At 71.2% G+C, this 24,466-nt stretch carries 18 protein-coding genes; 13 read left to right on the top strand and 5 right to left on the bottom strand.

The annotated features are described in order from the left end of the window. Nucleotides 1-98: 98 nt before the first annotated feature. The gene (locus ACPXBU_RS27795) at nt 99-869 is read right to left on the bottom strand and encodes an ROK family protein (protein ID WP_425760325.1); all 771 of its coding nucleotides are present in this window, start codon (nt 867-869) and stop codon (nt 99-101) included. A gap of 62 nt (nt 870-931) precedes the next feature. On the opposite strand from ACPXBU_RS27795, the gene ACPXBU_RS27790 reads away from it, so the two are divergent. The 3 genes from ACPXBU_RS27790 to ACPXBU_RS27780 all read left to right on the top strand — a co-directional run bounded on the left by ACPXBU_RS27790 (nt 932) and on the right by ACPXBU_RS27780 (nt 3,829). Beyond that, complete coding sequence (locus ACPXBU_RS27790; RefSeq protein ID WP_393370004.1) at nt 932-2,569, top strand: ABC-F family ATP-binding cassette domain-containing protein; 1,638 nt, start codon at nt 932-934, stop codon at nt 2,567-2,569. 38 nt (nt 2,570-2,607) lie between these two features. After that, entirely contained in the window at nt 2,608-2,916 is a 309-nt protein-coding gene (locus ACPXBU_RS27785) for a hypothetical protein (protein WP_347664392.1), read from the top strand. A gap of 187 nt (nt 2,917-3,103) precedes the next feature. Beyond that, the gene (locus ACPXBU_RS27780; protein ID WP_425760323.1) at nt 3,104-3,829 is read left to right on the top strand and encodes a methyltransferase domain-containing protein; all 726 of its coding nucleotides are present in this window, start codon (nt 3,104-3,106) and stop codon (nt 3,827-3,829) included. Between the two features lie 163 nt (nt 3,830-3,992). Here the strand turns inward: ACPXBU_RS27780 and ACPXBU_RS27775 are convergent, their stop codons facing one another. Beyond that, nucleotides 3,993-5,000, bottom strand: a complete 1,008-nt coding sequence (locus tag ACPXBU_RS27775) for a LacI family DNA-binding transcriptional regulator (protein WP_393369998.1) — start codon at nt 4,998-5,000, stop codon at nt 3,993-3,995. Between the two features lie 147 nt (nt 5,001-5,147). Between ACPXBU_RS27775 and ACPXBU_RS27770 the strand changes: the two genes are divergently transcribed. Genes ACPXBU_RS27770 through ACPXBU_RS27750 form a run of 5 tightly spaced genes read left to right on the top strand, consistent with a single transcriptional unit; the run spans nt 5,148 to nt 10,907 of the window. Continuing rightward, nucleotides 5,148-6,662: an alpha-N-arabinofuranosidase gene (locus tag ACPXBU_RS27770; RefSeq protein ID WP_425760322.1), complete on the top strand. Its 1,515-nt coding sequence runs from the start codon at nt 5,148-5,150 to the stop codon at nt 6,660-6,662. 60 nt (nt 6,663-6,722) lie between these two features. Continuing rightward, nucleotides 6,723-8,054 carry an ABC transporter substrate-binding protein gene (locus ACPXBU_RS27765; protein WP_393369993.1) on the top strand — a complete coding sequence of 444 codons (1,332 nt, stop codon included), beginning with the start codon at nt 6,723-6,725 and terminating at the stop codon, nt 8,052-8,054. Nucleotides 8,055-8,060: 6 nt separating this feature from the next. After that, on the top strand, nt 8,061-9,026 hold the full coding sequence (locus tag ACPXBU_RS27760) for a carbohydrate ABC transporter permease (RefSeq protein WP_393369990.1): 966 nt from the start codon (nt 8,061-8,063) through the stop codon (nt 9,024-9,026). 10 nt (nt 9,027-9,036) lie between these two features. Continuing rightward, nucleotides 9,037-9,894: a carbohydrate ABC transporter permease gene (locus tag ACPXBU_RS27755; protein WP_393369987.1), complete on the top strand. Its 858-nt coding sequence runs from the start codon at nt 9,037-9,039 to the stop codon at nt 9,892-9,894. After that, nucleotides 9,891-10,907 carry a glycoside hydrolase family 43 protein gene (locus tag ACPXBU_RS27750; protein WP_425760321.1) on the top strand — a complete coding sequence of 339 codons (1,017 nt, stop codon included), beginning with the start codon at nt 9,891-9,893 and terminating at the stop codon, nt 10,905-10,907. Before ACPXBU_RS27755 ends, ACPXBU_RS27750 begins: the two co-directional genes overlap by 4 nt. 49 nt (nt 10,908-10,956) lie before the next feature. Here the strand turns inward: ACPXBU_RS27750 and ACPXBU_RS27745 are convergent, their stop codons facing one another. After that, nucleotides 10,957-12,405 carry an amino acid permease gene (locus ACPXBU_RS27745; protein WP_425760319.1) on the bottom strand — a complete coding sequence of 483 codons (1,449 nt, stop codon included), beginning with the start codon at nt 12,403-12,405 and terminating at the stop codon, nt 10,957-10,959. Nucleotides 12,406-12,638: 233 nt separating this feature from the next. Between ACPXBU_RS27745 and ACPXBU_RS27740 the strand changes: the two genes are divergently transcribed. Both ACPXBU_RS27740 and ACPXBU_RS27735 read left to right on the top strand, forming a co-directional pair. After that, a complete protein-coding gene (locus ACPXBU_RS27740) occupies nt 12,639-14,294 on the top strand; it encodes a glycoside hydrolase family 10 protein (protein ID WP_425760318.1) in 1,656 nt (551 codons plus the stop codon). Between the two features lie 180 nt (nt 14,295-14,474). Beyond that, the gene (locus ACPXBU_RS27735) at nt 14,475-15,011 is read left to right on the top strand and encodes a phospholipase (RefSeq protein WP_393369975.1); all 537 of its coding nucleotides are present in this window, start codon (nt 14,475-14,477) and stop codon (nt 15,009-15,011) included. A 131-nt stretch (nt 15,012-15,142) separates the two neighbouring features. On the opposite strand, the gene ACPXBU_RS27730 is transcribed toward ACPXBU_RS27735, so the two are convergent. After that, nucleotides 15,143-17,983 carry an ATP-binding protein gene (locus ACPXBU_RS27730; protein WP_425760317.1) on the bottom strand — a complete coding sequence of 947 codons (2,841 nt, stop codon included), beginning with the start codon at nt 17,981-17,983 and terminating at the stop codon, nt 15,143-15,145. 152 nt (nt 17,984-18,135) lie between these two features. Continuing rightward, nucleotides 18,136-18,351 carry an FmdB family zinc ribbon protein gene (locus ACPXBU_RS27725; protein WP_425760316.1) on the bottom strand — a complete coding sequence of 72 codons (216 nt, stop codon included), beginning with the start codon at nt 18,349-18,351 and terminating at the stop codon, nt 18,136-18,138. Between the two features lie 57 nt (nt 18,352-18,408). Between ACPXBU_RS27725 and ACPXBU_RS27720 the strand changes: the two genes are divergently transcribed. The 3 genes from ACPXBU_RS27720 to ACPXBU_RS27710 all read left to right on the top strand — a co-directional run bounded on the left by ACPXBU_RS27720 (nt 18,409) and on the right by ACPXBU_RS27710 (nt 24,447). Next, nucleotides 18,409-19,962 (top strand): lytic murein transglycosylase, encoded by a 1,554-nt coding sequence (locus tag ACPXBU_RS27720; RefSeq protein ID WP_425760399.1) that lies wholly within the window; start codon nt 18,409-18,411, stop codon nt 19,960-19,962. Nucleotides 19,963-20,034: 72 nt separating this feature from the next. After that, a complete protein-coding gene (locus ACPXBU_RS27715) occupies nt 20,035-21,051 on the top strand; it encodes a GNAT family N-acetyltransferase (protein WP_393370458.1) in 1,017 nt (338 codons plus the stop codon). Nucleotides 21,052-21,144: 93 nt separating this feature from the next. Beyond that, nucleotides 21,145-24,447, top strand: coding sequence for a lamin tail domain-containing protein (locus ACPXBU_RS27710; protein ID WP_425760315.1), 3,303 nt, complete (start codon nt 21,145-21,147; stop codon nt 24,445-24,447). The last annotated feature ends 19 nt before the right edge of the window (nt 24,448-24,466 follow it).

Genomic DNA, 24,466 nt, shown 5'->3' with positions numbered 1-24,466 from the left:
TCCGACGCTGGCACAACGCCTGGCGTTTGGCGACTGTTCCCGCTGTCGAAACTGCGCAGGGTGCTGGACGCCCTGCCCGCGCGCGATCCGCAGCAGGGTCAGGTTCGCGCGTCGCGGCGGCTGGCGGCCAACTCCCAGGCGCGGACGCCACCGACGATCCCCGCCGTGTTCGGCACCACCACCACGTCGTCGCCCATCCGGGCCAACTGTTCGGGCCGGATCAGTCGGGAGTTGCCCCCGCCCAGATAGAGCCGGTCCCAGCGGAACACCGGGCGAAGCCCGTCGACCACCTGCCGGATCCGCCGGGACCAGAAGGCGTCGCCGAGCCGCCGCCGTTCCGGCTCACCCACGTACGTGTCGTAGGTGGTGCCCCACCGCACCGGCGCGTGCGACAGCTCCAGGTGCGGTGCGAGCACCCCGCCGTCGTAGAGCGCGCTGCCCAGCCCCGTCCCCAGGGTCAACACCAGTTCGCAACCGGTGCCGGCGACCACGCCGGCGCCGTGTACCTCGGCGTCGTTGAGCACCAGCGCCGGCACCCCGAACGCGTCGGCCAGCGCGCCGCGCGCGTCCCAGCCGGACCACTCGGCGACCAGGTCCGGGTCGACCCGGCCGCGCGGGCCGCTGCGGGTCACGTAGTGCGGTGTGGTCACCACCACCCCGTGCCGGATCATCCCGGGTACGCCGACCGTGAGCCGGTCCGCCGCTGGCAGGCGCCCGCCCAGATCCAGCAGGGTCCGGACGAAGAGCGAGGGCGGCAGCGGGTACGGGGTCGGCACCCGCAGCGGCCGGGCCCGCATCGTCCCCGCCTCGTCGAGCACGGACGCCTTGATGCCTCCGCCGCCGCAGTCGATCGCCAGTGTGGTCACCACGCCGTTGAGTCTGCCCGCTGGGGGCTGGTCGTATGCGGGCGGCCGGATAGGCTCCCGAACTGATGAGCGCCACGATGATCGTGAAGGACCTGGCCGCCGGGCACGGTGACCGCCCCCTCTTCGCCGGGCTGGACCTGGTGGTGGCCCCCGGTGACGTGGTCGGCCTGGTGGGGCCGAACGGGGCCGGCAAGTCGACGCTGCTGCGTACCCTCGCCGGGTTGTTGCCGGTCGAGGCCGGCAGCGTGCGACTGAGCCCGCCCACGGCGAGCGTCGGGCACCTGCCGCAGGAGCCGGAACGGCGGCCGGGCGAGACCGTGCGGGACTTCCTGGCCCGCCGGACCGGGGTGACCGCCGCGCAGGCGGCGTTGGACGCGGCGACCGAGGCGCTGACGGCCGGGGCGGTGGGCGCCGACGACGCGTACGGCGACGCGCTGGAGCGCTGGCTCGCCCTCGGCGGCGCGGACCTGGACGAACGCGCCGAGCAGGTGAGCGCGGACCTGGGGCTCGCGGTCGACCTGGACCACCCGACGACCGGGCTCTCCGGCGGCCAGGCGGCCCGCGCCGGGCTGGCGTCGTTGCTGCTCAGCCGGTACGACGTGTTCCTGCTCGACGAGCCGACGAACGACCTGGACCTGGCCGGTCTGGAGCGGCTGGAGGAGTTCGTCACCGGGCTGCGGGCCGGCACGGTGCTGGTCAGCCACGACCGCGAGTTCCTCCTCCGCACGGTGACCCGGGTGCTGGAGTTGGACCTGGCGCAGCAGCAGGTCAACCACTACGGCGGCGGCTACGCGGCCTACCTGGAGGAGCGCGAGGTGGCCCGCCGGCACGCCCGCGCGGACTTCGAGGAGTACGCCGAGACCAAGGCTGGGTTGGAGGCGCGGGCCCGCACCCAGCGCGGGTGGATGGAGAAGGGCGTGAAGAACGCCCGGCGCAAGGCCACCGACAACGACAAGATCGGCCGCAAGTTCCGCGCCGAGGCGAGCGAAAAGCAGGCCGCCAAGGCCAAGCAGACCGATCGGCTGATCGAACGGCTCGACGTGGTCGAGGAGCCCCGCAAGGAGTGGGAGCTGCGGATGGAGATCGCCGCCGCGCCCCGCGCCGGCGCCGTCGTGGCCACGCTGCGAGGTGCGGTGGTACGCCGGGGAGGGTTCACCCTCGGCCCGATCGACCTCCAGATCGACTGGGCGGACCGGGTGGCGGTGACCGGGGCGAACGGCTCGGGCAAGTCCACCCTGCTGGCCGCGCTGCTCGGGCGGCTGCCGTTGGACGCCGGCAGCGCCTCGCTCGGACCCGGGGTGGTGGTGGGTGAGGTCGACCAGGCACGAGGGCTGTTCCTCGGTGACGCGCCGCTGATCGACGCGTTCCACGCGGCCGTACCGCACATGTCGCCGGCGGACGCGCGGACCCTGCTGGCCAAGTTCGGGCTCCGGTCGGCGCACGTGCCGCGACCGGCGGCCACCCTGTCCCCCGGTGAGCGGACCCGGGCGGCGCTGGCGCTGCTCCAGGGTCGTGGGGTCAACCTGCTGGTGCTCGACGAACCCACGAACCACCTGGACCTGCCCGCCATCGAGCAGCTTGAGTCGGCGCTGGCCAGCTACCCCGGAACGCTGCTGCTCGTCACCCACGACCGACGGATGCTGGCCGCCATCGAGACCAACCGGCGCCTGCGGGTGGACGGCGGGCGGATCGCCGAGGATTGATCCGTGCCAGCGCGCCGGCGCGGGGTGAGAATGACGCCATGCTCAAGTGGGAGTACGCCCTGCTGGTTCGCCGCCGCCAGGCGGCGACGAACGACCTCGGCTGGGAGGTCGTCTTCGTCTGGTACGGCCCGGACGGCTCGATGGTCGACGTGACGCCGTACGGCGACACCTCGCTGGCCCACCTGAACCGGGCCGGTGACCAGGGCTGGGAGTTGGTCGCGATGAGCGAGGACCCGTCCCTGCCCGGCCACCACGAGTTGCACCGCTACCACCTCAAGCGGCCGAAGCCCGCCGACCCGCCGCCTCGCCAGCGGATGCGCGGAGGCCGGCGCACCCTCTCGGGCTGACCCTCGCCGCGCGGGGTCGACCTGGCCTTCGTGGCTACGACACGCCCGTCGGCGGCGTGCGGACCCGGACGAGCCGAGCCGAGCCGCGCGGAGCCGAGCCGCGCCGAGCCGAGCCGAGCCGAGCCGAGCCGACGATCGGGGCATACCGGGCGCGAATGCGGGTAACGCGCGGCGGGAGGTGGCCCGAATGGTCGCTTTGGCACAGACTCCACCCTCGGCCGACCGGCTGCGGGCAATCGACGAATCCCTCACCCAGGCATGGGCGGACCAGGCTCGGCACGACGACCGGCTGCGGGGCCTGGCCGTCGAGGTGCGGTTCGACCGGGGGGTGGCCCACCTCAGCGGGGACGTCGCCGAGCCCGCCGAACTGCGGCTGGTACGCGACCTGGTGGGACGGCTGGCCGGCGTCTACGGCGTCTGGTGCCGCGTCGGCGTCGGCGGGCGCGCACCCGTGGTCGTGGACCTCGGGTGCGGTCCGACCAAGCAGTGGTCGGGCAACCTGGGGCTGGACATCTACCCCGCGCCGGGGGTGGACGCGGTCGCGGACCTGTCCGGCGCGCTACCGCTCGCCGACGACTCGGTGGATGTCCTCTTCGCGGTGCACATCCTGGAGCACCTGATCGACTTTCTGCCGCTGGTGGACGAGTGCCACCGGGTACTGCGTCCGGGCGGCGTGCTGCACGTGATAAGCCCCTGGTGGGGGCATGTGAACGCGGTGGCCGACCCGACTCACGTCCGGCTGATGGACGTCCAGACGTTCAAGGGGATCTGCCAGCTCCGACCGCCGGGCGCGCCACGGTGGTACCCGCTACACGCGGGCTGCGACGGCGCCTCGATCTTCGCCGACCTAACCCCCCTCCCCCCAAACACCGACCCAGCCCCCCAAACCCACCTAGCCCGCTTCTTCGACTAACCCCCCCCACCCCACCGGACCCCCCGTGTCCCACCCCCCGGGCCCCGCGTTGATCATGAGGTTATAGCGGCGACACGCCGGCGTGGATGGCAATAACTCCATGATCAACGCGGGAAGGGGGTGGGTGGGGCCGGGAGGGGGAGGGGGTAGGGGGTAGGGGGAGCTAGGGGGTTTGGGTTGATTCGCGTAGTTCTAGGCGGTAGGGGGCGGAGAGTTCTCTTGTGGGGGCGGTTCGGTCGCCGTCCAGGCGGTTGGCCAGGAGTTCGACGGCCAGTTGGGCGATCCGCTCCTTGTCCGGGGCGACGGTGCTGAGCGTGGGGATGGAGAACCGGCCGTCCTCGATGTCGTCGAAGCCGACCACCGCCACGTCCTCGGGCGCCCGCAGGCCGGCCTCGTGCAGAGCGCGCAGGGCACCCAGGGCAAGCGTGTCGTTGAAGCAGAAGACGGCGTCGGGGCGTACGCCGGAGGTGAGCAGGCCCCGCATGGCGGCGGCGCCGTCGGCGCGATGCCAGGCCGGCGCGGGCGCGACAAGGGTTTCGTCGTAGGCGAGCCCGGCGGCGAGCAGCGCGTCGCGGTAGCCGGCCAGGCGCAGCCGGGCGCTGGCGCCCTCGTCGGTGCGCTGGGAGCCGATGGCCGCGATCCGGCGGTGGCCGAGTTTGATCAGGTGTTCGGTGATCTCCCGGGCGGCGGCCACGTTGTCGATCACCACGCGATCCGCGGGGCCGTGCTCGACCCGTTCACCGAGGAGCACCATCGGGGTGCCGTCCAGGCTGGCCAGGTCCTCGGCGGTGAGCGCCAACGGGCTGAAGATGAGCCCGTCGATCAGGTGGTCGGTGATGCCGGAGGCGACCACCCGTTCCTGTTCACGCCGACCGCCGGTCTGGTCGATGAGCACCGTCCAGCCGTACGCGGCGGCGGCGGTGACCACGTAGCGGGCCAGCTCGGCGAAGTAGGGGATGTCCAGTTCCGGAACGGCCAGCGCGATCACGCCGGTGCGGCCCTTGCGCAGGTGGCGGGCCGAGAGGTTGGGCCGGTAGTTGAGTTCGGCGATCGCCTCCTCGACGCGGGCACGGGTGTCCGGCCGAACGTGTACGTAGCCGTTGACGACGTTGGAGACGGTCTTCACCGACACCCCGGCCCGTTCGGCCACGTCTTTGAGCCTGTGTCGCACTCCGCAACCTCCCCGAGGTAACCCAGCGCACCATACCTTGTCACCTGCTCTTTACAACGTTGCCTACAACGTTGTAGAAACGGTGGACACCGGGTGAACGGTGACTGCGCTCACCCGGGCGACAGCACGAGGAAAGGTGGCACCCCCTTGCGGACCGCGCAGCTGACGGTCGACCCGGCCTTCTCCATCGGCCCGGCCGACCGACGCCTCTTCGGCTCCTTCGTCGAGCACATGGGGCGGTGCGTCTACGGCGGCATCTACGAGCCCGGCCACCCCAGCGCCGACTCCCGTGGCCTGCGTCGCGACGTGCTGGACCTGACCCGCGAACTGGGCGTCTCGGTGGTCCGCTACCCGGGCGGCAACTTCGTCTCCGGCTACCGCTGGGAGGACGGGGTCGGCCCGGTCGGCAACCGGCCGCGCCGGCTGGACCTGGCCTGGAAGACGATCGAGACCAACGCGTTCGGGCTGGACGAGTTCATGACCTGGGCCGCCGAGGCCGGGGTCGAGCCGATGATGGCGGTCAACCTCGGCACCCGCGGGGTGCAGGAGGCCCTGGACCTGCTGGAGTACGCCAACCACCCGGGCGGCACGGAGCTCTCCGACCTGCGGCGCAAGCACGGCGCCGAGGATCCGTACGGGGTGCGACTGTGGTGCCTCGGCAACGAGATGGACGGCCCGTGGCAGGTCGGCCACAAGACCGCCGACGAGTACGGTCGCGTCGCCGCCGAGGCCGCCCGCGCGATGAAGATGATCGACCCGTCGATCAGCCTGATCGCCTGCGGCAGCTCCAACCGGCGGATGCCCACCTTCGCCTCCTGGGAGGCGACGGTGCTGGAGCACACCTACGAACACGTCGACTACATCTCGGCGCACACCTACTACGACCCGTCCGACGGCGACCAGGCAAGCATCCTGGCCTCGGCCGTCGACATGGACAACTTCATCACCGAGGTCGTCGCGACCGCCGACCACGTGGCCGCCAGGCAGCGGCACAAGCGCAAGCTGAAGATCTCCTTCGACGAGTGGAACGTCTGGTACGAGTCCCGCCTCCAGGCCGACCTGGACCGGCGCGGCTGGGTCGAGGCCCCGGCGCTGATCGAGGACGACTTCACCGCCGTCGACGCGGTGGTCGTCGGCGACCTGCTGATCACCCTGCTCCGGCACGCCGACCGAGTCGGGGTGGCCGCGCAGGCGCAACTGGCGAACGTGATCGCGCCGATCCGCACCCGCAACGGGGGCCCGGCGTGGCGGCAGAGCATCTTCCACCCGTTCGCGCTCACCGCCCGCTACGCGCGGGGCACCGTGCTGCGCACCGAGCCGGTGTCGCCGCGCTACGACACGAAGAAGTACGGGGACGTGCCGGTGCTCGACACCGTCGCCGTGCACGACGAGGAGACCGGCGAGCTGACCGTGTTCGCGGTCAACCGGGACTCCACCGATCTCCCGCTGGAGATCGACCTGCGCGGCATGCCGGGTATGTCCGGCCTGTCGTTCGAATGCATCGCTGCCGGCTCCGACCCGTCAGCGACGAACACCGAGGCCGAGCCCGACCGGGTGACGCCTCGGAACCTACCGATCCCCACCCCCGACGGCGGCCGGTGCTCCGTGCTCCTGCCCGCCGTGTCCTGGAGCGTGCTCCGCTTCGGCCCGGCCAGCGCCTAGCTGTCGCACCGGGCTGAGCAGGCACAATTCATACCGTCCCCCCTCAAGGAGAGATAAAGCATGATCCAGAACGACATGAGCCGGCGGCGCCTGCTCGGCCTCGGTCTCGGACTCGGCGCCGCGGCCTCGCTGACCCTCGCGGGTTGCGGCGGCGGCGATGACAACGCCTCCGGGCCGGCCACCGGCAACGGCGGCAAGGAGTACACCGGTCCCAAGGTCGACCTGAAGCTGTGGAACGGCTTCACCGGCGGCGACGGGGACATCTTCAAGGCGCTCGTCAACCAGTTCAACACCGAGCACCCGAACATCGCCGTGTCGGTGGCCACGTACCAGTGGGAGGACTACTACAACAAGCTCCCCGGTGCGGCCTCCAGCGGCAACGGCCCGGACATCGCGGTCATGCACATGGACCAGCTCGCCACCTTCGCCGCCCGCGGCGTGATCAGCGAGCTGGACGACGTGGCCAAGAACCTGGAACTCTCCGAGGCGGACTTCGCGCCCACGGTGTGGCAGGGCGGGCTCTACAACAACAAGCGGTACGGCATCCCGCTGGACATGCACCCGCTGGGCTTCTACTACAACAAGGCCGTCATGCAGAAGGCCGGCCTGGACCCGAACAAGCCGCCGACCACCAAGGACGACTTCACGGCGGCACTCGCCGAGTTCAAGAAGTCGGGCGTGCAGGGCTTCTGGATCAGCCCGTTCCAGTTCACCGGCGGCATGACGTTCTACTCCCTGCTCAACCAGTGGGGTGGCAGCCTCTTCGACGCCGAGGTGGCCAAGGCCACGTTCAACTCCGGCCCGGCGGTCGAGGCGTGCACCTGGCTCGTCGACATGATCAAGCAGGGCCACTCGCCGGCGAACGTCGGTCAGGACGCCGAGTACCTGGCGTTCAAGAGCGGCAAGAACGCCTTCACCTTCAACGGCATCTGGCAGATCAACGATCTGAAGAAGAGCCCCGAGGTGCAGTGGGGTGTCGCCCCGCTCCCCCAGCTCGGCAGCAAGCCGGCGGCCTGGGCCAACTCGCACAACTTCACGATCGTGAAGCAGCGGGCCAACAACGCCAACAAGGTCTCCGGCGCGAAGGTCTTCATCAACTGGCTGAGCCAGCACTCGCTGGACTGGGCCAAGGGCGGCCAGATCCCGGCCCGTAAGGACGTCCGGGAGAGCGCCGAGTTCAAGGCGCTGCCGGAGATCTCGGCGCTCGCCCCCGAGCTGGAGTACGCGGCGTTCCCGCCGGCGACTCCGGGCCTCGGCGAGGTCATCAAGACCTTCTACGACTCGTTCAACGTGGCCGCGCTCGGCAAGAAGACGCCCCAGCAGGCGCTCGACGAGGGCGTGGCCAAGGCCAACAAGCAGCTCGAGGAAAACCGCAAGAAGTACGGGAGCTGATCACCAGTGGCGGACGTGATCGAGGTCGGGGCGGCGCGCGGTGACGCGCCGCCCCCGGCGGCCAACGCAGCCCGCCGGACCGCTTCGGCGGGTCGGACCAGACGGGCGACGCCATACCTGTTCCTTGCCCCGTACCTGATCCTGTTCGGGGTCTTCGGCCTGTTGCCGATCGTCCTCGGGCTCTGGCTGAGCGTGCACCAGTGGGACTTCCAGCTACCCAACCGGCCGTTCGTCGGGTTGGACAACTACAAGCAGCTCTTCTCCAGCGACTCCGCCGTGTACGGCGACTGGTGGCAGAGCATCCGCGCCACCGCGATCTTCACGGTGCTGTCGGTGCCGCTGCTGGTGGTCGTACCGCTGGGGTTGGCCCTGCTGCTCAACCGCTCCTTCCCGGGCCGGACGTTCTTCCGGGCGGTCTACTTCGCGCCGTACGTGCTGGGTGTCGCGGTGATCGGCCTGCTCTGGCGGTTCCTGCTTGACGCCAACCTGGGCCTGGTCAACCGGCTCCTCGGCGTGGTCGGGTTGCCGTCGGACACGCCCTGGGTGACGAACATGCCGTGGGCGTGGATCTCGCTGGTCGGGGTGACCGTGTGGTGGACCTCCGGCTTCAACGCGGTGATCTACCTGGCCGGGCTCCAGGACATCTCGCCGGAGTTGTACGAGGCGGCCCGGATGGACGGGGCCAGCGCGTGGCAGCGCTTCCGCAACGTCACACTGCCCGGGTTGCGCCCGGTGCTGCTCTTCGTGATCACGACGACGGTGCTCGCCTCGGCGAACATGTTCGGCCAGTCGTTCCTGATCACCCAGGGGACGCCCGGCACGGAGACCCGCACGGTGGTGTGGTTCATCGTCGAGGAGGGCCTGCGGAACAACAACGCCGGTCGCGCCGCCGCGATGAGCATCGTGTTCGCCCTGCTGCTGGCGGTCGTGAGCATCGCCAACTTCCGCCTCTTCCGCTACAAGGAAGACTGAGGGGATCGCCATGACGACGCCCACGCCGACCACGAACGGCTCCGGATCGGGGCTGCGCCGGGTCGGGCTCTACGCCATCCTTGTCGCGCTGACTCTGGTCTTCCTGGTCCCGCTCGTGTGGATGGTCATCACCTCGCTGAAGACCTACACGGCCGCGCAGGAGATCCCCCCGAGTTGGCTGCCGAACCCGCTCGCGGGTTACGGCTACGAGCAGATCCTCAACAACTCGGCGAACCCGGTGCTGCGGTGGTTCCTCAACAGCATGGTGGCCGCCACGCTGCACTCGCTGCTGGTGCTGGTGACCGCCTCGATGGCCGCGTACTCCCTGGCCCGGCTGCGGTTCCGGGGGCGCGGGGTGACCTTCGCCCTGATCGTCGGGACGCTGTTCATCCCGCCGACCTCGTTGATCATTCCGAACTTCCTGATCGTCGACCAGCTCAACTGGATCGACACCGTCGCCGTGGTGGTCGTGCCCGGCGCGGCAAGCGCGTTCGGGGTCTTCTTCCTGCGGCAGTTCTTCCTCTCCCTGCCGAACGAGCTGGAGGAGGCCGCCACGCTCGACGGCGCCAACCAGTGGCAGATCTTCTACAAGGTGGTGCTGCCGCTGTCCAAGCCGGCACTGGCCACCCTTGCCGTGCTGTCGTTCCTCACCAACTGGAACGACTTCCTCTGGCCGATCTTCGTGCTGTTCAGCCCGGAGAAGCTCACCCTGCCGCCGGGCCTGGGCCTGCTCCAGGGCTCGTACGTCACCGACTACCCGGTGATCATGGCGGGCGCGGTGCTGGCCAGCGTGCCCGTGCTGATCCTCTTCGTGCTGGCCCAGCGGCACATCATCCAGGGCGTCTCCCGCAGCGGTCTGAAGGGATGACGGCCGGGAACCTCCGGCGAGGCGGTGCGGCGGCGATGGTCATCACCGCCGCACTGCTCGTCGGCGGCTGCGCCGACGACGAGTCCATCGACACGAGCAGCGGGAGCCGCATGTTCACCAACCCAATCGTGCAGACCGACGCCCCGGACCCGCAGGCGATCCAGGTGGGTGACACCTGGTACCTGTTCCACACCAACGCCGACGGACGCAACGTCCCGGTCCGCACCTCGTCGAACCTGGTCGACTGGTCCGAGGCAGAGGATGCCCTGCCGACGCTGCCGGACTGGGCGGACGCCGGCAAGACCTGGGCACCGGAGGTCATCCAGTTGGGGCCGGACCGGTTCGCGCTCTACTACACGGTCGCCGGCCGGGAGTCGGGCCGGCAGTGTGTCGGGCGGGCGGTGGCCAGCGCGCCGCAGGGGCCGTACTCGGACGACGCGGACGGCCCACTGATCTGCCAGGCCGACCTGGGCGGCGCGATCGACGCCAGCCCGTTCCGGGACACCGACGGCAGCCTGTGGCTGCTGTGGAAGAACGACGGCAATGCCATCGGGGTGGACACCTGGCTCTGGTCGCAGCGTCTCGCGGACGACGGCCTGACCCTCGTCGGCGAGCCGACGAAGCTGCTCAAGCAGACCGAGCCGTGGGAGGGCACCCTGATCGAGGGGCCGTTCTTCCACCGCCAGGACGGTCGGCTGCTCCTCTTCTTCGCGGCCAACGCCTACGACCGGGCCGAGTACGCCGAGGGCTACGCGGTCTGCGAGAGCCCCACCGGCCCGTGTGTGAAGGCCGCCGAGAACCCGATCCTGAAGAGCACCGAGGCCGCCTCGGGCCCCGGCCACGCCTCGATGGTCGTCAAGGACGGCCGGACGTGGCTGCTGTACCACGCCTGGCCGCCCGGCCAGGAGGGCAGCACCGACCCGGGCCGACAGGTCTGGCTCGACGAGGTGACCTGGGTCGACGGCAAGCCCGTGGTGAAGGGTCCGACCGCCACGTCGCAGCCTCGCCCCTGAGCCGTCGCTGAAGGGCCCCCGCGATCCCGCGGGGGCCCTTCAGCGGATCTCACGCATCCGGGGCGACCGCCGGTTCGTGCCGGGCCAGCCGGTTGCGGCGGTAGCCGTAGCCGAAGTAGATGATCCCGCCGAGCAGCATCCAGGCCAGGAACCGCAGCCAGGTCTCCACCGACAGGTTGAGCATCAGGTAGAAGCAGGCCAGCGCCGAGACGATCGGCAGCACCGGGGAGAACGGCACCCGGAACGGCCGCTCCAGGTCCGGCCGCTTGCGGCGCAGGATCGGCACCGCGATCGACACCAGCACGAACGCGCAGAGCGCGCCGATGCTGACCAGGTCGGCGAGCGCCGACAGCGGCAGGAAGCCGGCCAGCAGCGCGACCGCCACCGTCATGATCGCCGAGATCCGGTACGGGGTGCCCCAGCGCGGGTGCACCGCCGCGATCGACGGCGGGATCAGCCCGTCCCGGGCGATGGCGAAGCCGATCCGGCCCATGGCCACCAGGTCGACCAGGATGACGCTCGTCAGGCCCGCGACGGCGGCGATGGAGACGAGCGTCGCCGCCCAGCCGGCACCCACCGACTCGAACGCCGACGCGATGGGGGCGCCGCGGTCGATCTCGGTGTACGGCACCATGCCGACGACCACGAGAGAGACGCCGATGTAGAGCACGGTGGAGATCAGCAACGTGCCGAGCAGACCCAGCGTGAGGTCCCGCTTGGGCTTGCGCGTCTCCTCGCCCAGGTTGGCCACGGCCTCGAAGCCGGTGTACGCGAAGAAGACCACGGCGGCGGCGCTGAGCACCCCGACGAAGCCGAAGACCGACGGCTCCAACCCGAAGAGCGCCTGCGTGACCGGCTGCTTGATGCCGTCGTCACCACTGCCGGCGGGCTCGGCCGCCGGGATGAACGGGCTGAGGTTCGAGGCCTTGACGAAGAACAGGCCGGCGACCACCACGAACACGCAGATCGCCACCTTGACCAGCACCAGCAGGTTGGTGACCCGGGCGGATTCCCGGATGCCGATGATCCCCACGATGCCCAGGATCAGCACGATCGCGATCGCGCCGACGTTGACGGTGCTGCCCTCCTCACCGAACCACCGGGTCGGCAGGTCGAGCAGTTCGGCGAGGTAGCCGGACCAACCGCGGGCCACCACCGCCGCGCCGAGCGCGAACTCCAGCAGCAGGTCCCAGCCGATGATCCAGGCGACGATCTCGCCCATCGTGGCGTACGCGTAGGTGTAGGCGCTGCCGGCCGTCGGCACGCTGGAGGCCAGCTCGGCGTAGCAGAGGGCGGCGAGCAGGGCGACCACGCCGGCGATGGCGAAGGAGATCACCACGCCCGGTCCGGCGCTGTCCCGGGCCTCGATTCCGGTGAGCGTGAAGATGCCGGTGCCGATCACGATGCCGATGCCGAAGCCGGTGAGGTCGATGGCGCCGAGCCGTCTCTTCAGCCCGAGCTTGCCGTCGCTGCCGTCCGCCTCACCTTGGGCTATCACGTCCTTGATTGGTTTTGTGCGCAGCACGGACACCCGGTCACCCCTCCCACCGTGCGACCACCTCCGTGGCGGCCGGTGACCGCCGTTGCTACCCAGCGACGCGATTGGTCAACCACGAACCCTTGCGGCACTTGCCAAACTGTGAAAATTTTCTACCAGCAACGCGGACATCGGCGGCGAATCCTGCCGCGCGCCGCGAACCATCCGGGAGCCCCAACGAAGGGACACACCGCATGAGAGCCACCCGACTCGGAGTCGCCGGGCTGGTCGCAGCCCTGCTCGGCACGACTGTCACCGCCACCCCCGCGAGCGCGGCGACCGATGCCGCCGCTCCCACCACCACCTGCGTCACCGACCCGGCCACGCCGAAGCGACAGTTCCGAGCCATGTGGATCTCGTCGGTCGTCAACATCGACTGGCCCAGCAAGGCGTCCCAGACCAGCCCGGACCGGATCGCCGCCCAGCAGGCCGAATACTCCGAACTGCTCGACCTCGCCGAACGACTGCACCACAACGCCGTCGTGGTGCAGGTCCGGCCCACCGCCGACGCGCTCTGGCCCTCGACGTACGAGCCCTGGTCGGAGTACCTGACCGGCGTCCGCGGCCAGGACCCCGGCTGGGACCCACTGGCCTTCCTCGTCGACGAGTCGCACAAGCGCAACCTGGAGTTCCACGCCTGGTTCAACCCGTACCGCGTCTCCATGCCGGCCCCCGGCGGCGCCGGCGCCGACCTGACCCAGCTCGCCCCCGGCCACCCGGCCCGGCAGCACCCCGACTGGACCTTCGCCTACCCGCCGGCCGGCGTGGCCGGCAGCCGGCTCTACTACAACCCCGGCATTCCCGAGGTACGCGAGTTCGTGCAGACCGCGATGATGGACGCGGTCACGCGGTACGACATCGACGGCGTGCACTTCGACGACTACTTCTACCCCTATCCCAGCGGCACCTACCAGGTGCCCGACGACGCCACCTTCGCCGCGTACAACAGGGGCTTCACCGACCGGGCCGACTGGCGGCGGGACAACATCAACCTGCTGGTCCAGGAGATGAGCGGCAGGATCAAGGCGGCGAAGCCATGGGTGAAGTTCGGCGTCAGCCCGTTCGGCATCTGGCGCAACAAGGCCGCCGACCCGCTCGGCTCGGACACCACCGGCAGCCAGTCGTACGACATCATCTCCGCCGACACCCGCAAGTGGATCAAGCAGGAGTGGATCGACTACGTGGTGCCGCAGCTCTACTGGTACATCGGCCAGTACCCGGCCGCGGACTACGCGCGGCTCGTGCCGTGGTGGGCCGAGACGGTGCGCGGCACCCGCGTACAGCTCTACATCGGCCAGGCCGACTACAAGAGCGGCGACCCGGCGTACGGGTCGTACTGGCAGAACCCGCGCGAACTGTCCGACCACCTGACGCTCAACCGGTCGTACCCGGAGGTGCGGGGCAACGTGCACTTCTCCGCCGTCCAGGTGCGGGCCAACCGGCTCGGCGCCACCGACACCTACGCCGCCGAGCACTACTCCCGCCCGGCGCTGGTGCCGGCCATGCCGCACCTGCCGGCCAAGCCGCTGCTCTTCCCGGTGGTCACCAGGGCGGCCCGGGAGAGCGACGGGGTTCGGCTCACCTGGCGTCAGCCGGCGGACGGCGTCGGGCCACTCGGCGCCGCCACCTCGTACGCGATCTACCGGTTCGACGGCCTCACGCTGCCCGGCCGATGCGCCACGGCGGACGCCGCGCAGCTGGTCGACACCGTCCGGGCCACGCCCGGCGGCTCGCAGTCCTGGGTGGACACCTCGGCCGAGCCCGGTAGGCGCTACACCTACCAGCTCACCGCGCTCGACCGGTCGGCCAACGAGAGCCCGGTGAGCCCGCCGGCACTCGTCGGGCGCTGACCCGTACTCCCGAATGCCCCGGTCGCCCCGCGCGCCCGGGGCATTCGCCTGTTTCGACGTATGTCACCAATAGTTTGCGAGTCGCATTCCCGCTGGTCGATCCCTTGATCGAAACTTATCGCATCCGGTGACCCGCCGGTAACTTCCGTCCCACCCGCTCACCCCCGCGGAGGTAAACCCGTGCCCCGACGTCTCGCCACCCTGTTCTCCTCGGGCGCGCTCGCGCTGCTCGCCACCCTCGCCATCGCCTCCCCCGCCGCCGCCGTCACCCCGGCACAGAAGCTGTCCGTGCTGTCCAGCTGGACGCAGACCAGCGCCTCCAGCTACAACTCCTGGAACAGCGCCCGGGTCAACCGGGCCCCCTGGGCCGAGTACAACTTCACCTGGTCCACCGACTACTGCTCGTCCAGCCCGGACAACCCGCTCGGGTTCACCTTCAGCCTCGGCTGCTACCGGCACGACTTCGGCTACCGCAACTACAAGGCGGTCGGTCAGTTCCCCGCGAACAAGTCCCGCCTGGACAGTGCCTTCTACGAGGACCTGAAGCGCGTCTGCACCACGTACAACACCGTCGTCCGACCGGCCTGCTACAGCCTGGCCTGGACCTACTACCAGGCGGTCAGCGTCTTCGGTTCGGTGGCAGCCGTCCAGCAGGCCGACATCGACCGCGCCGCCCAGATAAAGGCCCAAGCCGAAGCCAACGCCAAAACCCACTAACAGCCCACGCCCACGCCCACGCCCACGCGATCTTGCACTTTCTGTCGCCGGTTTGCCACTTTGGCACCGTTACGTGACGACAGAAAGTGCAAGATCGCCGGGGTGGGCGGGGTGGGCGGGGGTGGGGGTGGTTAGGCGCGTTCGGTTCGGGTTGCGGGGTGGCGGTCGGGGTTGGCGGGGTGGCGGGGGGTGGGCTGGGACAGGCCGGTGCTGAAGCGTGTCGAATCGGCGGCCAGGTCCGGATGTTCCACGTCCAGCGCCAGCGCCGCGGCCTCGTCCAGCCCCAACTCGGCGCCCTCGCCGTACGCGTCGTCGAACACCGCGTCGCCCAACTGCGCGCGCAGTTCGGCCTGCTGTTCGGCCCAGTAGCCGCCGTAGATGCCCGGGGTCGCGCGCATGCTCGCCCGGGTGGCCTGCGCCGCCCCGAACAGGCGAGCCGCGGTCAACCGGTCCCCGCCGATCGCGCAGCGCACCGCCACCGCGTTCAACGTGTCACACGCCCGACCGTGGTAGCCATGACCCATCCGCGAGCGCAGCGCCACCAGCAGGTGCTCGTGAGCGGCGATCACATCGCCCCGGGCCAGCGCGACCATCCCGAGCAGCATGTCCACCGACCGCCGGCCCCGCTCCACCGGACGGGCCGCCTCCACCGGGCGGACCGCCCCCAGCAGGTCCGCCGACTCGGCCAGGGCGCCTCGCCGCCAGAGCAGCTCGGCGAGGCTGAACACCGCCAACAACGCCTCGCCGACCACGTCCTGCCCGTGCGCCCAGTCGATGACCTCCCGGCACACCCGCTCGGCCTCGACGAACTGCCCCATGTCGACAAGTGGTGCGGCCCGGCCGGCGAGCACCCGGGCCAGCAGACCGGCATCACCGGCCTGGCGGGCGGCCGCCTCCGCCCGCTGGGAGTAACGCAGCTCCTCGGCGAACTCACCGTCCGCGCCGGCGTGCAGCGAATGCATGTGGTAAACCGCCGCCAGCTCCGCCTCCGGGATCCGCTCACCCGTCTCGGCGAGCCGCCCGTACAACCGAAACAGCCACAGCCGCCCCTCCCGGGCCAGGCCCCGCTCGAGCCACCACTGGTCCAGGCCGCCGGCCAGACCGAGACCGGCACGGGCGCTGCCGCCGGTGGCGCACCACCGCAACGCGGCGCGTACCTCCCCGGCCAGCGGATCGAGGGCATAGAGCGACAGCGTCACCGGACGGCCGTCCTGACCCAGGTGTGCCCGGTCCACCGCATGGGCCGACCAGGCCACATGCCGGTTCCGGGCGGCCTTCTCCTCACCCGCCTCGGCCAACCGCCGCGCCGCGTACGCCCGGATCGGGTCGAGCATCCGGTAGGTGCTGCCGGTGGCTCGCGGCTCGGCCAGCACCATCGACTTGTCCACGAGCACCGAGAGGGGATCCAGCGGGTCGTCACCCAGCAGCCACTCCACGGTCGCCAGGTCCACCGGGCCGGCGAAGACCGACAGCCAGCGCAGCAGGCGGGCGGCCCGAGGGCCCAGCGTCCGGTACGACCAGGTGACCGTGGCCTGCATGGTGAGGTGCCGTTCCGTGGCCGACCGCTGCACCGCCCTGCTCGCCGGGGTGGGCGGCGACGCCCCGGACGCCGCGGCGACCAGGTCCACGGTGTCCTGCTGGTTGCCGGACCAGCCGCGCTCCACGGGTGGCGGATCCGGGTCCTCCCGGCCGGCGTCCAACGTGCCGAGAACATCGTCCAGGCGCTCCGCGAGCTGGCCCACCGAGAGCACCCGCAGCCGGGCGGCGGCCAACTCGATGGCGAGCGGCAACCCGTCCAGCCGCTGCACCACCCGCCGGAGGTCGGCCGACTCGGCCGGGTCCGGCCGCCGGCCACCCCGCGCCGCCGCCGTACGGTCCAGCAGGAGCGCCACCGCGTCGCTCTCCACACCGTCGGCCTGCGGGTCGACCGACAGCGGCGGGATCCGCCACACCACCTCGCCCGGCAGGCTGAACGACTCACGGCTGGTCGCCAGCACCCGCACCCCCCTGCCGCCGGACAACAACCTGGCGATCACCTCCGCGCAGGCGGCCGGCTGGGTGTCACAGGTGTCCAGGACGACGAGCATGCGGCGACCGGCCGCGTACTCGACAAGGGTGTCCAGCATCGGCCGACCCGGCTCGGGTCGCAGGCCGAGCACCGCGGCGATCGCGAACGCCACCAGCCCCGGGTCGGTCACCGCGGCGATGTCGACAAACCACACCCCGTCCGGGTACGCCTCGACGACCCCGCTTGCCAACTCCACCGCGAGCCGGGTCTTGCCCGCCCCGCCCGCGCCCAGCACCGTGATCAGGCGGTGTTGCTCCACCAGCAGGCTCAACTCGACGCGCTCGGCCTGCCGACCGACGAACGACGTCACCTGGGTCGGCAGGTTGTGCGCCACCGCGTCGGCGGTGCGCGGGCGCGGGAACTGCCGCTCCAGGCCCGGCGCGACCAGTTGGAAGAGTCGTTCCCGGTCGTCGAAGCCGCGCAGCCGGTGCAGACCGAGGTCGAGCAGTGTCGCACCTGGTGGCAGCGGCTCGGCCCGACGGGCGGTGGGCGCCGAACAGAGCACCTGCCCGCCGTGCGCCGCGGCAGCCACCCGGGCAGCCCGATGCACCTCGGGGCTGGCGTAGTCGCCGTCGCGCGGCTCGGCGTAACCGGTGTGCAGGCCCATCCGCACCCGAGGTGCGGCCTCGGCGGTCGGCCAGTCGTGGCTGGACAGTGCCCGCTGGGCGGTCAGGCAGGCGGTCACCGCCGCCGTCGCGTCCTGGAAGGCCAGGAAGAACGAGTCGCCCTCGGTCAACAGCTCCGCGCCACCCGTGGTGGCCAGCGTGCGGCGCAACAGCCGGCGGTGCTCGGCGAGCACCGGGCGGTAGTCGGGGCCGAGCAACTGGGCCAGCCGGGTCGAGCCCTCGATATCGGTGAAAACGAAGGTCACCCAACCGCTCGGGAGCTGGATCCGTGGCGACATGCGTGGAACCTCCGCCCGTGACGTCGGGTTCATGCTGCCTGAGTCCGAGCGGTAACGCATCGTAAGAACGGTCGGGCAGATGCCGCCTCAAAGTGCCACTCGGACCCGCTCACGGCAAGGCCAGCCCACCAGGTGGCGGTGAATTGGTCCGATCAGCAGCCGCAGGAGCCTCCGCAGCACCCACCACCGGAGGGTGCCGGGGCACCACCGACGGCCCCACCCCGGCCGGTGACCGCGACCGCGGAGAGCAGCTTGACCGTGTCGGCGTGTCCCTGCGGGCAGGAGGCCGGGTCAGCGGCCGCCGCCATTGGACGGTTGACCTCGAAAGTGTCGCCGCAGGCGCGGCAGCGGAACTCGTACCGGGGCATGCACCCAGGGTACGTGGATCTGACGTCCGGCGGAGGATGGGTGATACTCGACGGGTGGTGGACGGCGAGGACGACACGCGTGTGCAACCGTTACGACCGGCCGCGCCGCTGGACGGGCCACTTGAAGGCTCGGGAGCCGCGCCCGACCCGGTCCGCGCGGTGCCCCGCCCCCGCCGGCCCTGGCTGAGCAGCCGGACCGCGAGTACGCCGACCACACCCAGCCCGACCGACGCCGCCACGTCCGAACCGGGCTCGGGCGTGACCGACGGCGGCACGAAGGACCCGGCCAAGCCCGATCCGGTCGCGGACGGCGGCGCCGACACGCAGGTAACGGCCCCCAAGGCCGACGACCCGAAGGCGGCCGGCAGCGCCACTGATCCGGCCACGTCGAAGTCCGCCACCGGGCCGAACGCCGACACGCCGACCGACAACGCGAAGACCAGCGCACCGGCCGACGACGCGAAAAGCGACACGCCCGCCGACGACGCGAAGACCAGCGCACCGGCCGACGACACGAAGACCGGCACGCCCGCCGACGACGCGAAGACCGTCATCGTGGCCGCCGCGGACCCGGCGAAGACAACCGTGGACGAGTTGTCCCCCGTACCGGCGTCCGGCCCCGCCCGGCGACGGCGGGTGCCGTTCGCGCACGCGGTTCGGCTGCCGCCGCGCCAGATGGCAGCCTCGGCCGCCCGCGCGACCCGGGCCTGGGCTGGCCGACCGAGTGGTCGGCTCACCCTGCCCGGCCTCTTCCTGCTGGCGCTTGTGGCCGCGACCGCTGCGGCGGGCGCCCTGCTCGTGCCGGCCACGATCCGCGCACCCCGCCCGGTCTCGGCCGACGCCTCCGGCACGCCCACCGTGCCGCCAGGGGCGGCGTCCCGCCTGCCCACCGGTCCACTGCCCACCGGGCTGGTCCCCACCGGCCCGCTGCCCAGTGGCGGGCTACCGGGCGGCGGGCTGCCCAGCGGGTTGCCCAGTGGCGGACTACCCAGCGGTGGACTGCCCACCGGACCCGGCATCGGTCCGGGGGGCGGCGGGCGGCCGTCGGACGCCCTGGCTGGCTGGGCGCAGCAAATCAGCGCCAGGGTGAACATTCCGGCCGTCGCCATGCAGGCGTACGGCTACGCCGAGCTGATGCTCGCCCAGACAAACCGTAGCTGCGCGCTGAGCTGGACCACGCTGGCCGCGATCGGGCAGGTCGAATCGGGGCACGGCTCGGCCAACGGCGCCCGGTTGGGGCAGGACGGCAAGGCGCTACCAAAGATCATCGGGCTGCCGTTGGACGGCAACGGCGGCCGGATGCGGATCATCGACACCGACCGTGGGGTGCTCGACGGGGACACGACGCTCGACCGGGCGATCGGGCCGATGCAGTTCATCCCGACCACCTGGCAGGAGATCGGCGCGGACGCCGACAAGGACGGGATCAAGGACCCGCACGACCTGGACGACGCCGCCCTGGCAGCGGGGAACTACCTCTGCAAGGGCGGTCGCAACCTGAGCATCCCGGGCGACTGGTGGAACGCGATCCTGTCCTACAACGATGTACGGCGGTACGCCCAGGAGGTCTACGACACCGCCAACCGGTACGGACGGGCCAGTCGCCTGTGAAGTGATCGTCTCGATACGTTGGAGAACTGGACACTTCCCCCCGGCCTCTGTTAGCGGCAAGCTAGACGGGTGATGGTGCGCGAGTGGGACCCTAGGACCGCGTCGTCCGCCGAGATCGCGTCGCTGCTGGTCACGCTGAACGCGGTGCTGGCGGCCGATCTGCCGCAGGATCCGCCGTGGCGGGAGACCTCACTGCGCGAATACCTCGCCGAGGTGATGCCCGGCGAACGGCGGATCTCCTGGATCGCCCAGGCGGAGCCGACCGACCCCGGTGATCCGGGCGCGGTGCTCGGCCAGGTGCACGTGCTGCTCCTCGGTGACATCGGCGTGCTCGAGGTGCTGGTGCACCCGTCCGTGCGGCGCGGCGGCCTCGGCCGTGACCTGGTCCTGCGTGCCGCCCGCCGGGTCTACCAGGAGGGCTTCCGTTCGATCGGGGTCGAGGTGGTCGGTGACACGCCCGCGGTCGGCTTCTACGAGTCGCTCGGCTTCACCAAGGAATACGTGGAGACGCGCAGCGTGCTCGACCTGACCGCGGTCGACTGGGCCGAGCTGACGCAGATGGCCAACGGCATCGCGGCGGGCTACCACCTGGAGTTCTTCCCGGGTGGGCCACCGGACGACCTGATCGAGGCGTACGCGCGGGCGAAGGCCGAGGTGCGCGACGTCGACGACGGTGAGCTGCGCCCCAGCTCCTACGAGCCGGAGCGGCTGCGCGACAGCCTCGACACCCTGCACCGGCGGGGCATGAAACCGTACATCGTGCTTGCCCGGCACGAGCAGAGCGGCGAGGTGGCCGGCCTGACCGAGGTGGTGGTACCCGCGCAGCACCCGACCCGTGCCGACCAGTACGACACGATCGTCGCGCAGGACCACCGGGGCTACGGCATCGACCGGGCGATCAAGGCCCGAATGCTGCTGGAGCTGCGCTCCGCCGAGCCGGAGCTGATCGAGGTACAGACCTGGAACGCGCAGGCCAACGAGGCGATGTTGAAGGTCAACGCCGAGCTGGGCTACCAGCCCGACCGGGACTGGTGGGAATACAGCGTCGACGTCGCGGAGCTGGTGCACCGACTCGATCCGCCGCGCTGAGGGAATTCACGCAACTGTCCACTAGGGGATGGACGCTGGACCATCGCGCACCTTAACGTGCGTTGACTCCCATCCACCCATCGTGGAGGCCCTATGCGCCCGCGCCGCTCAATCGCCGCGCTCGCGACCGCCACCGCCGCCGTGACCATCACGGCGCTCGGCGTCGCACCCACCGCGGCCAGCGCCGCGCCCACCGATCTGTTCATCTCGGAGTACGTCGAGGGTTCGTCGAACAACAAGGCGATCGAGCTGTTCAACGGCACCGGGGCCCCGGTCGACCTCGCCGCCGACGGCTACCGGCTCCAGCTCTACTTCAACGGATCGACAACGGCCACCACCATCGCGTTGACCGGGAACGTGTCCGCCGGTGACGTGTTCGTGTTCGCCAGCGCCTCGGCCGGGGCCGCCGTCCTCGCCCAGGCCGACCAGACCACCGGGGCCAGCCTGTTCAACGGCGACGACGCGATCGTGTTGCTCCGGGGCGCCACGGTGCTCGACTCGATCGGGCAGGTGGGCGTCGACCCGGGCACCGAGTGGGGCGCGGGCGTCACCAGCACCGCGGACGACACACTGCGCCGCCTGCCGACTGTGACCAGCGGCGACACCGACCCGACGGACGCGTTCGACCCCGCGGCCCAGTGGGCCGGTTTCCCGGTGGACACCTTCGACGGCCTCGGCACGCACACCGTGGACGGCGGCGGCCCGGTCGACGTCCCGGCCACGCTGACCTGCGGCGGCCCGTTGGTCACCAGCGCGGGCACGGCGGCGAGCCGGGAGGTCACCGCCACCGACCCCGATGACACGATCGTCGACCTGGCGGTGACCTCGGTCAGCCCGATCCCGTCCGCCGGCTCGATCACCCGTACCGCCTTCAGTCCCGCGGAGGGCAGCGGCGGCACCGCCCGTGCCACGATCGGCGTGAGCGCCGACCTCGCCGCCGGGGCGTACACCGTCGCCCTGACCGCGACCGACGCGGGCGGTGGCACCGCCACCTGCGCGCTGGCCGTGCAGGTGACCCGGGAGCTGACCGTCGGCGAGGTGCAGGGCCCGACCACCGACGCCGAGGCCGGTCCGACCGACCGGTCGCCGCTCGCACCGGCGAGCGGCAACGGCACGAGCAGCACGATGTACGACGTACGCGGCGTGATCACCCAGTTGACCCTGGCCCGCACGTCGGCCGGCGCGGAGCAGCACGGCTTCTTCCTGCAGAGCCGTACCGGCGACACCGACGGCGACCCGACCAGTTCCGACGGCGTCTTCGTGTTCATGGGCGCCTTCACGTCGCTGATCGGCGGCTACGTGCCGACGGTCGGCGACGAGGTCGTGCTGCGGGCCCGGGTGTCGGAGTACTACACCTTCACCCAGCTCTCCGGCGCGTCGCTGGTCCGCCGGATCGCCACCGGCCTGGCCGTGGACACGACTGTCGCGGTGACCGACGCGGTGCCGCCGGTCGAGCTGACCGACGCGCTGCGCTTCTGGGAGCGGCACGAGGGCGCCCGGATGCGGGTACGCGCGGGCAGCGGCGCGGTGAGCGGACGGGACGTCTTCTCCTCCACCGCCGACGCCGAGTTGTGGGTGGTCGACCGCGACGACCCGCTGCTGGACCGCGCCGACCCGTACGCCCGGCGGGTCTTCCGGGACTCGCACCCGCTGGACAACGACCCGACCCGCCGCTTCGACGACGGCAACGGCCAGCGGACGCTGCTCGGCAGCATGGGCGTGAAGGCCACCGCCGGGGACAGCGCCGCACTGCTCCCGCCGGCGCACACCTTCGACACGCTGCGCGCGGACGCGGTGGGCGGGGTCTACTACTCGTTCGAGAAGTACGGCGTCCAGGTCGAGCAGGCGGAGTTCGCCGCCGGGGCCGACCCGTCGAAGAACAACCCGCCGAAGCCGGCCGACCGGTCGCAGGAGGTGGCCGTCGCCACCTACAACGTGGAGAACCTGTACGACTACCGCGACGACCCGTTCGACGGCTGTGATTTCACCGGCAACGCCGGCTGCCCGGGTGTCGACCCGCCGTTCGACTACGTGCCGAGCAGCGAGGCGGACTACCAGCAGCAGTTGGGCGCACTCGCCGACCAGATCGTCTCCGATCTGCACGCACCGGACCTGATCCTGGTGCAGGAAGCCGAGGACCAGGACATCTGCACGGTCTCCGGTGCCGCGCTGAGCTGCGGTGACACGAACAACGCGGACGGCGCTCCGGACAGCATCCAGGAGCTGGCGCTCCGGGTGGCGGCGGTCGGCGGGCCCGCGTACGCCGCTGCCTATGACCGGACCGGCGCGGACGCCCGCGGGATCACCGCGGCCTTCCTGTACCGCACGGACCGGTTGTCGTTGGCGGCCGCGACGGCGAACGACCCGCTGCTCGGCTCGGCACCGACCGTGCAGTACCGCGCCGCGGGGCTGCCGGCCAACGCCGACGTGCAGAACCCGAAGGCGCTCAACGCGGTGCTGCCCTCCGACGTGGACACCTCGACCGGTCGGGACGGGAACAACGTCTTCACCCGCGCTCCCCAACTGGGCAAGTTCAGCGTGGCAGCGTCGCCCGGTTCGACCGAACGGTTCACCCTGTACGCGCTCAGCAACCACTACTCCTCCGGCCCGGACGGCCGGGTCGGGCAGCGGCGGGAGCAGGCACGCTACGGCGCGGCGATCGTCACCGCGATCGAGGCCGCCGACCAGAGCGCCCGGGTGGTCTACGGCGGGGACCTGAACGTCTTCCCCCGCCCGGACGATCCGTTGCCCTTTGGGCACCAGGAACTCAGCGCCACCGGCGCGCAGCCCACGCCGTCGGACCAGCTCGCGCCGCTGTACGAGGCGGGTCTGCACAACCTGTGGGACAACCTGGTCGCGGAGGTGCCGGCGTCGGCGTACTCGTACAGCTTCGAGGGGCAGGCGCAGACACTCGACCACCTGTTCGTCAACGACGCGTTCTACGGCGATCTCGTGCAGGTGCGGGCGGCGCACATCAACGCCGACTGGCCGGCGGAGTTCACCGGCGACGGTTCACGGGGGTCCAGCGACCACGACCCGCAGGTGGCCCGGTTCCGGTCCCGTGCCTCGCTCACCGCCGCCGACGCGGCCGTGGTCGAGGGCAACCAGGGCACCCGGCAGCTCACCTTCACCGCGACCGTGTCCCGGCCGTTGTCCCAGCCGGCGCTGCTCTGCGCCACCACCGTCGGCCTCACCGCACAGTCGGGTGCGGACTTCGACACGTACGCCGGTTGCAAGGTGTTGGCCGCCGGGCAGACGTCGGTGGCCTTCCCGGTGACCGTGCGCGGTGACCGCAAGCGGGAGTCGGACGAGAAGCTGACGCTGCTGGTGGCGGGCGTACCGGGCCTGCGACTGGCCGACCCGCTGGCGACGGGCACCATCACCAACGACGACTGATCCCGGAGTCTGGTCGATG

The organism is Micromonospora sp. DT231, assembly GCF_049847025.1.
Taxonomy (GTDB): Bacteria; Actinomycetota; Actinomycetes; order Mycobacteriales; family Micromonosporaceae; genus Micromonospora.
Note: the sequence above shows the minus strand (reverse complement) of the source record. Positions and strands in the feature narration are given on the sequence as shown.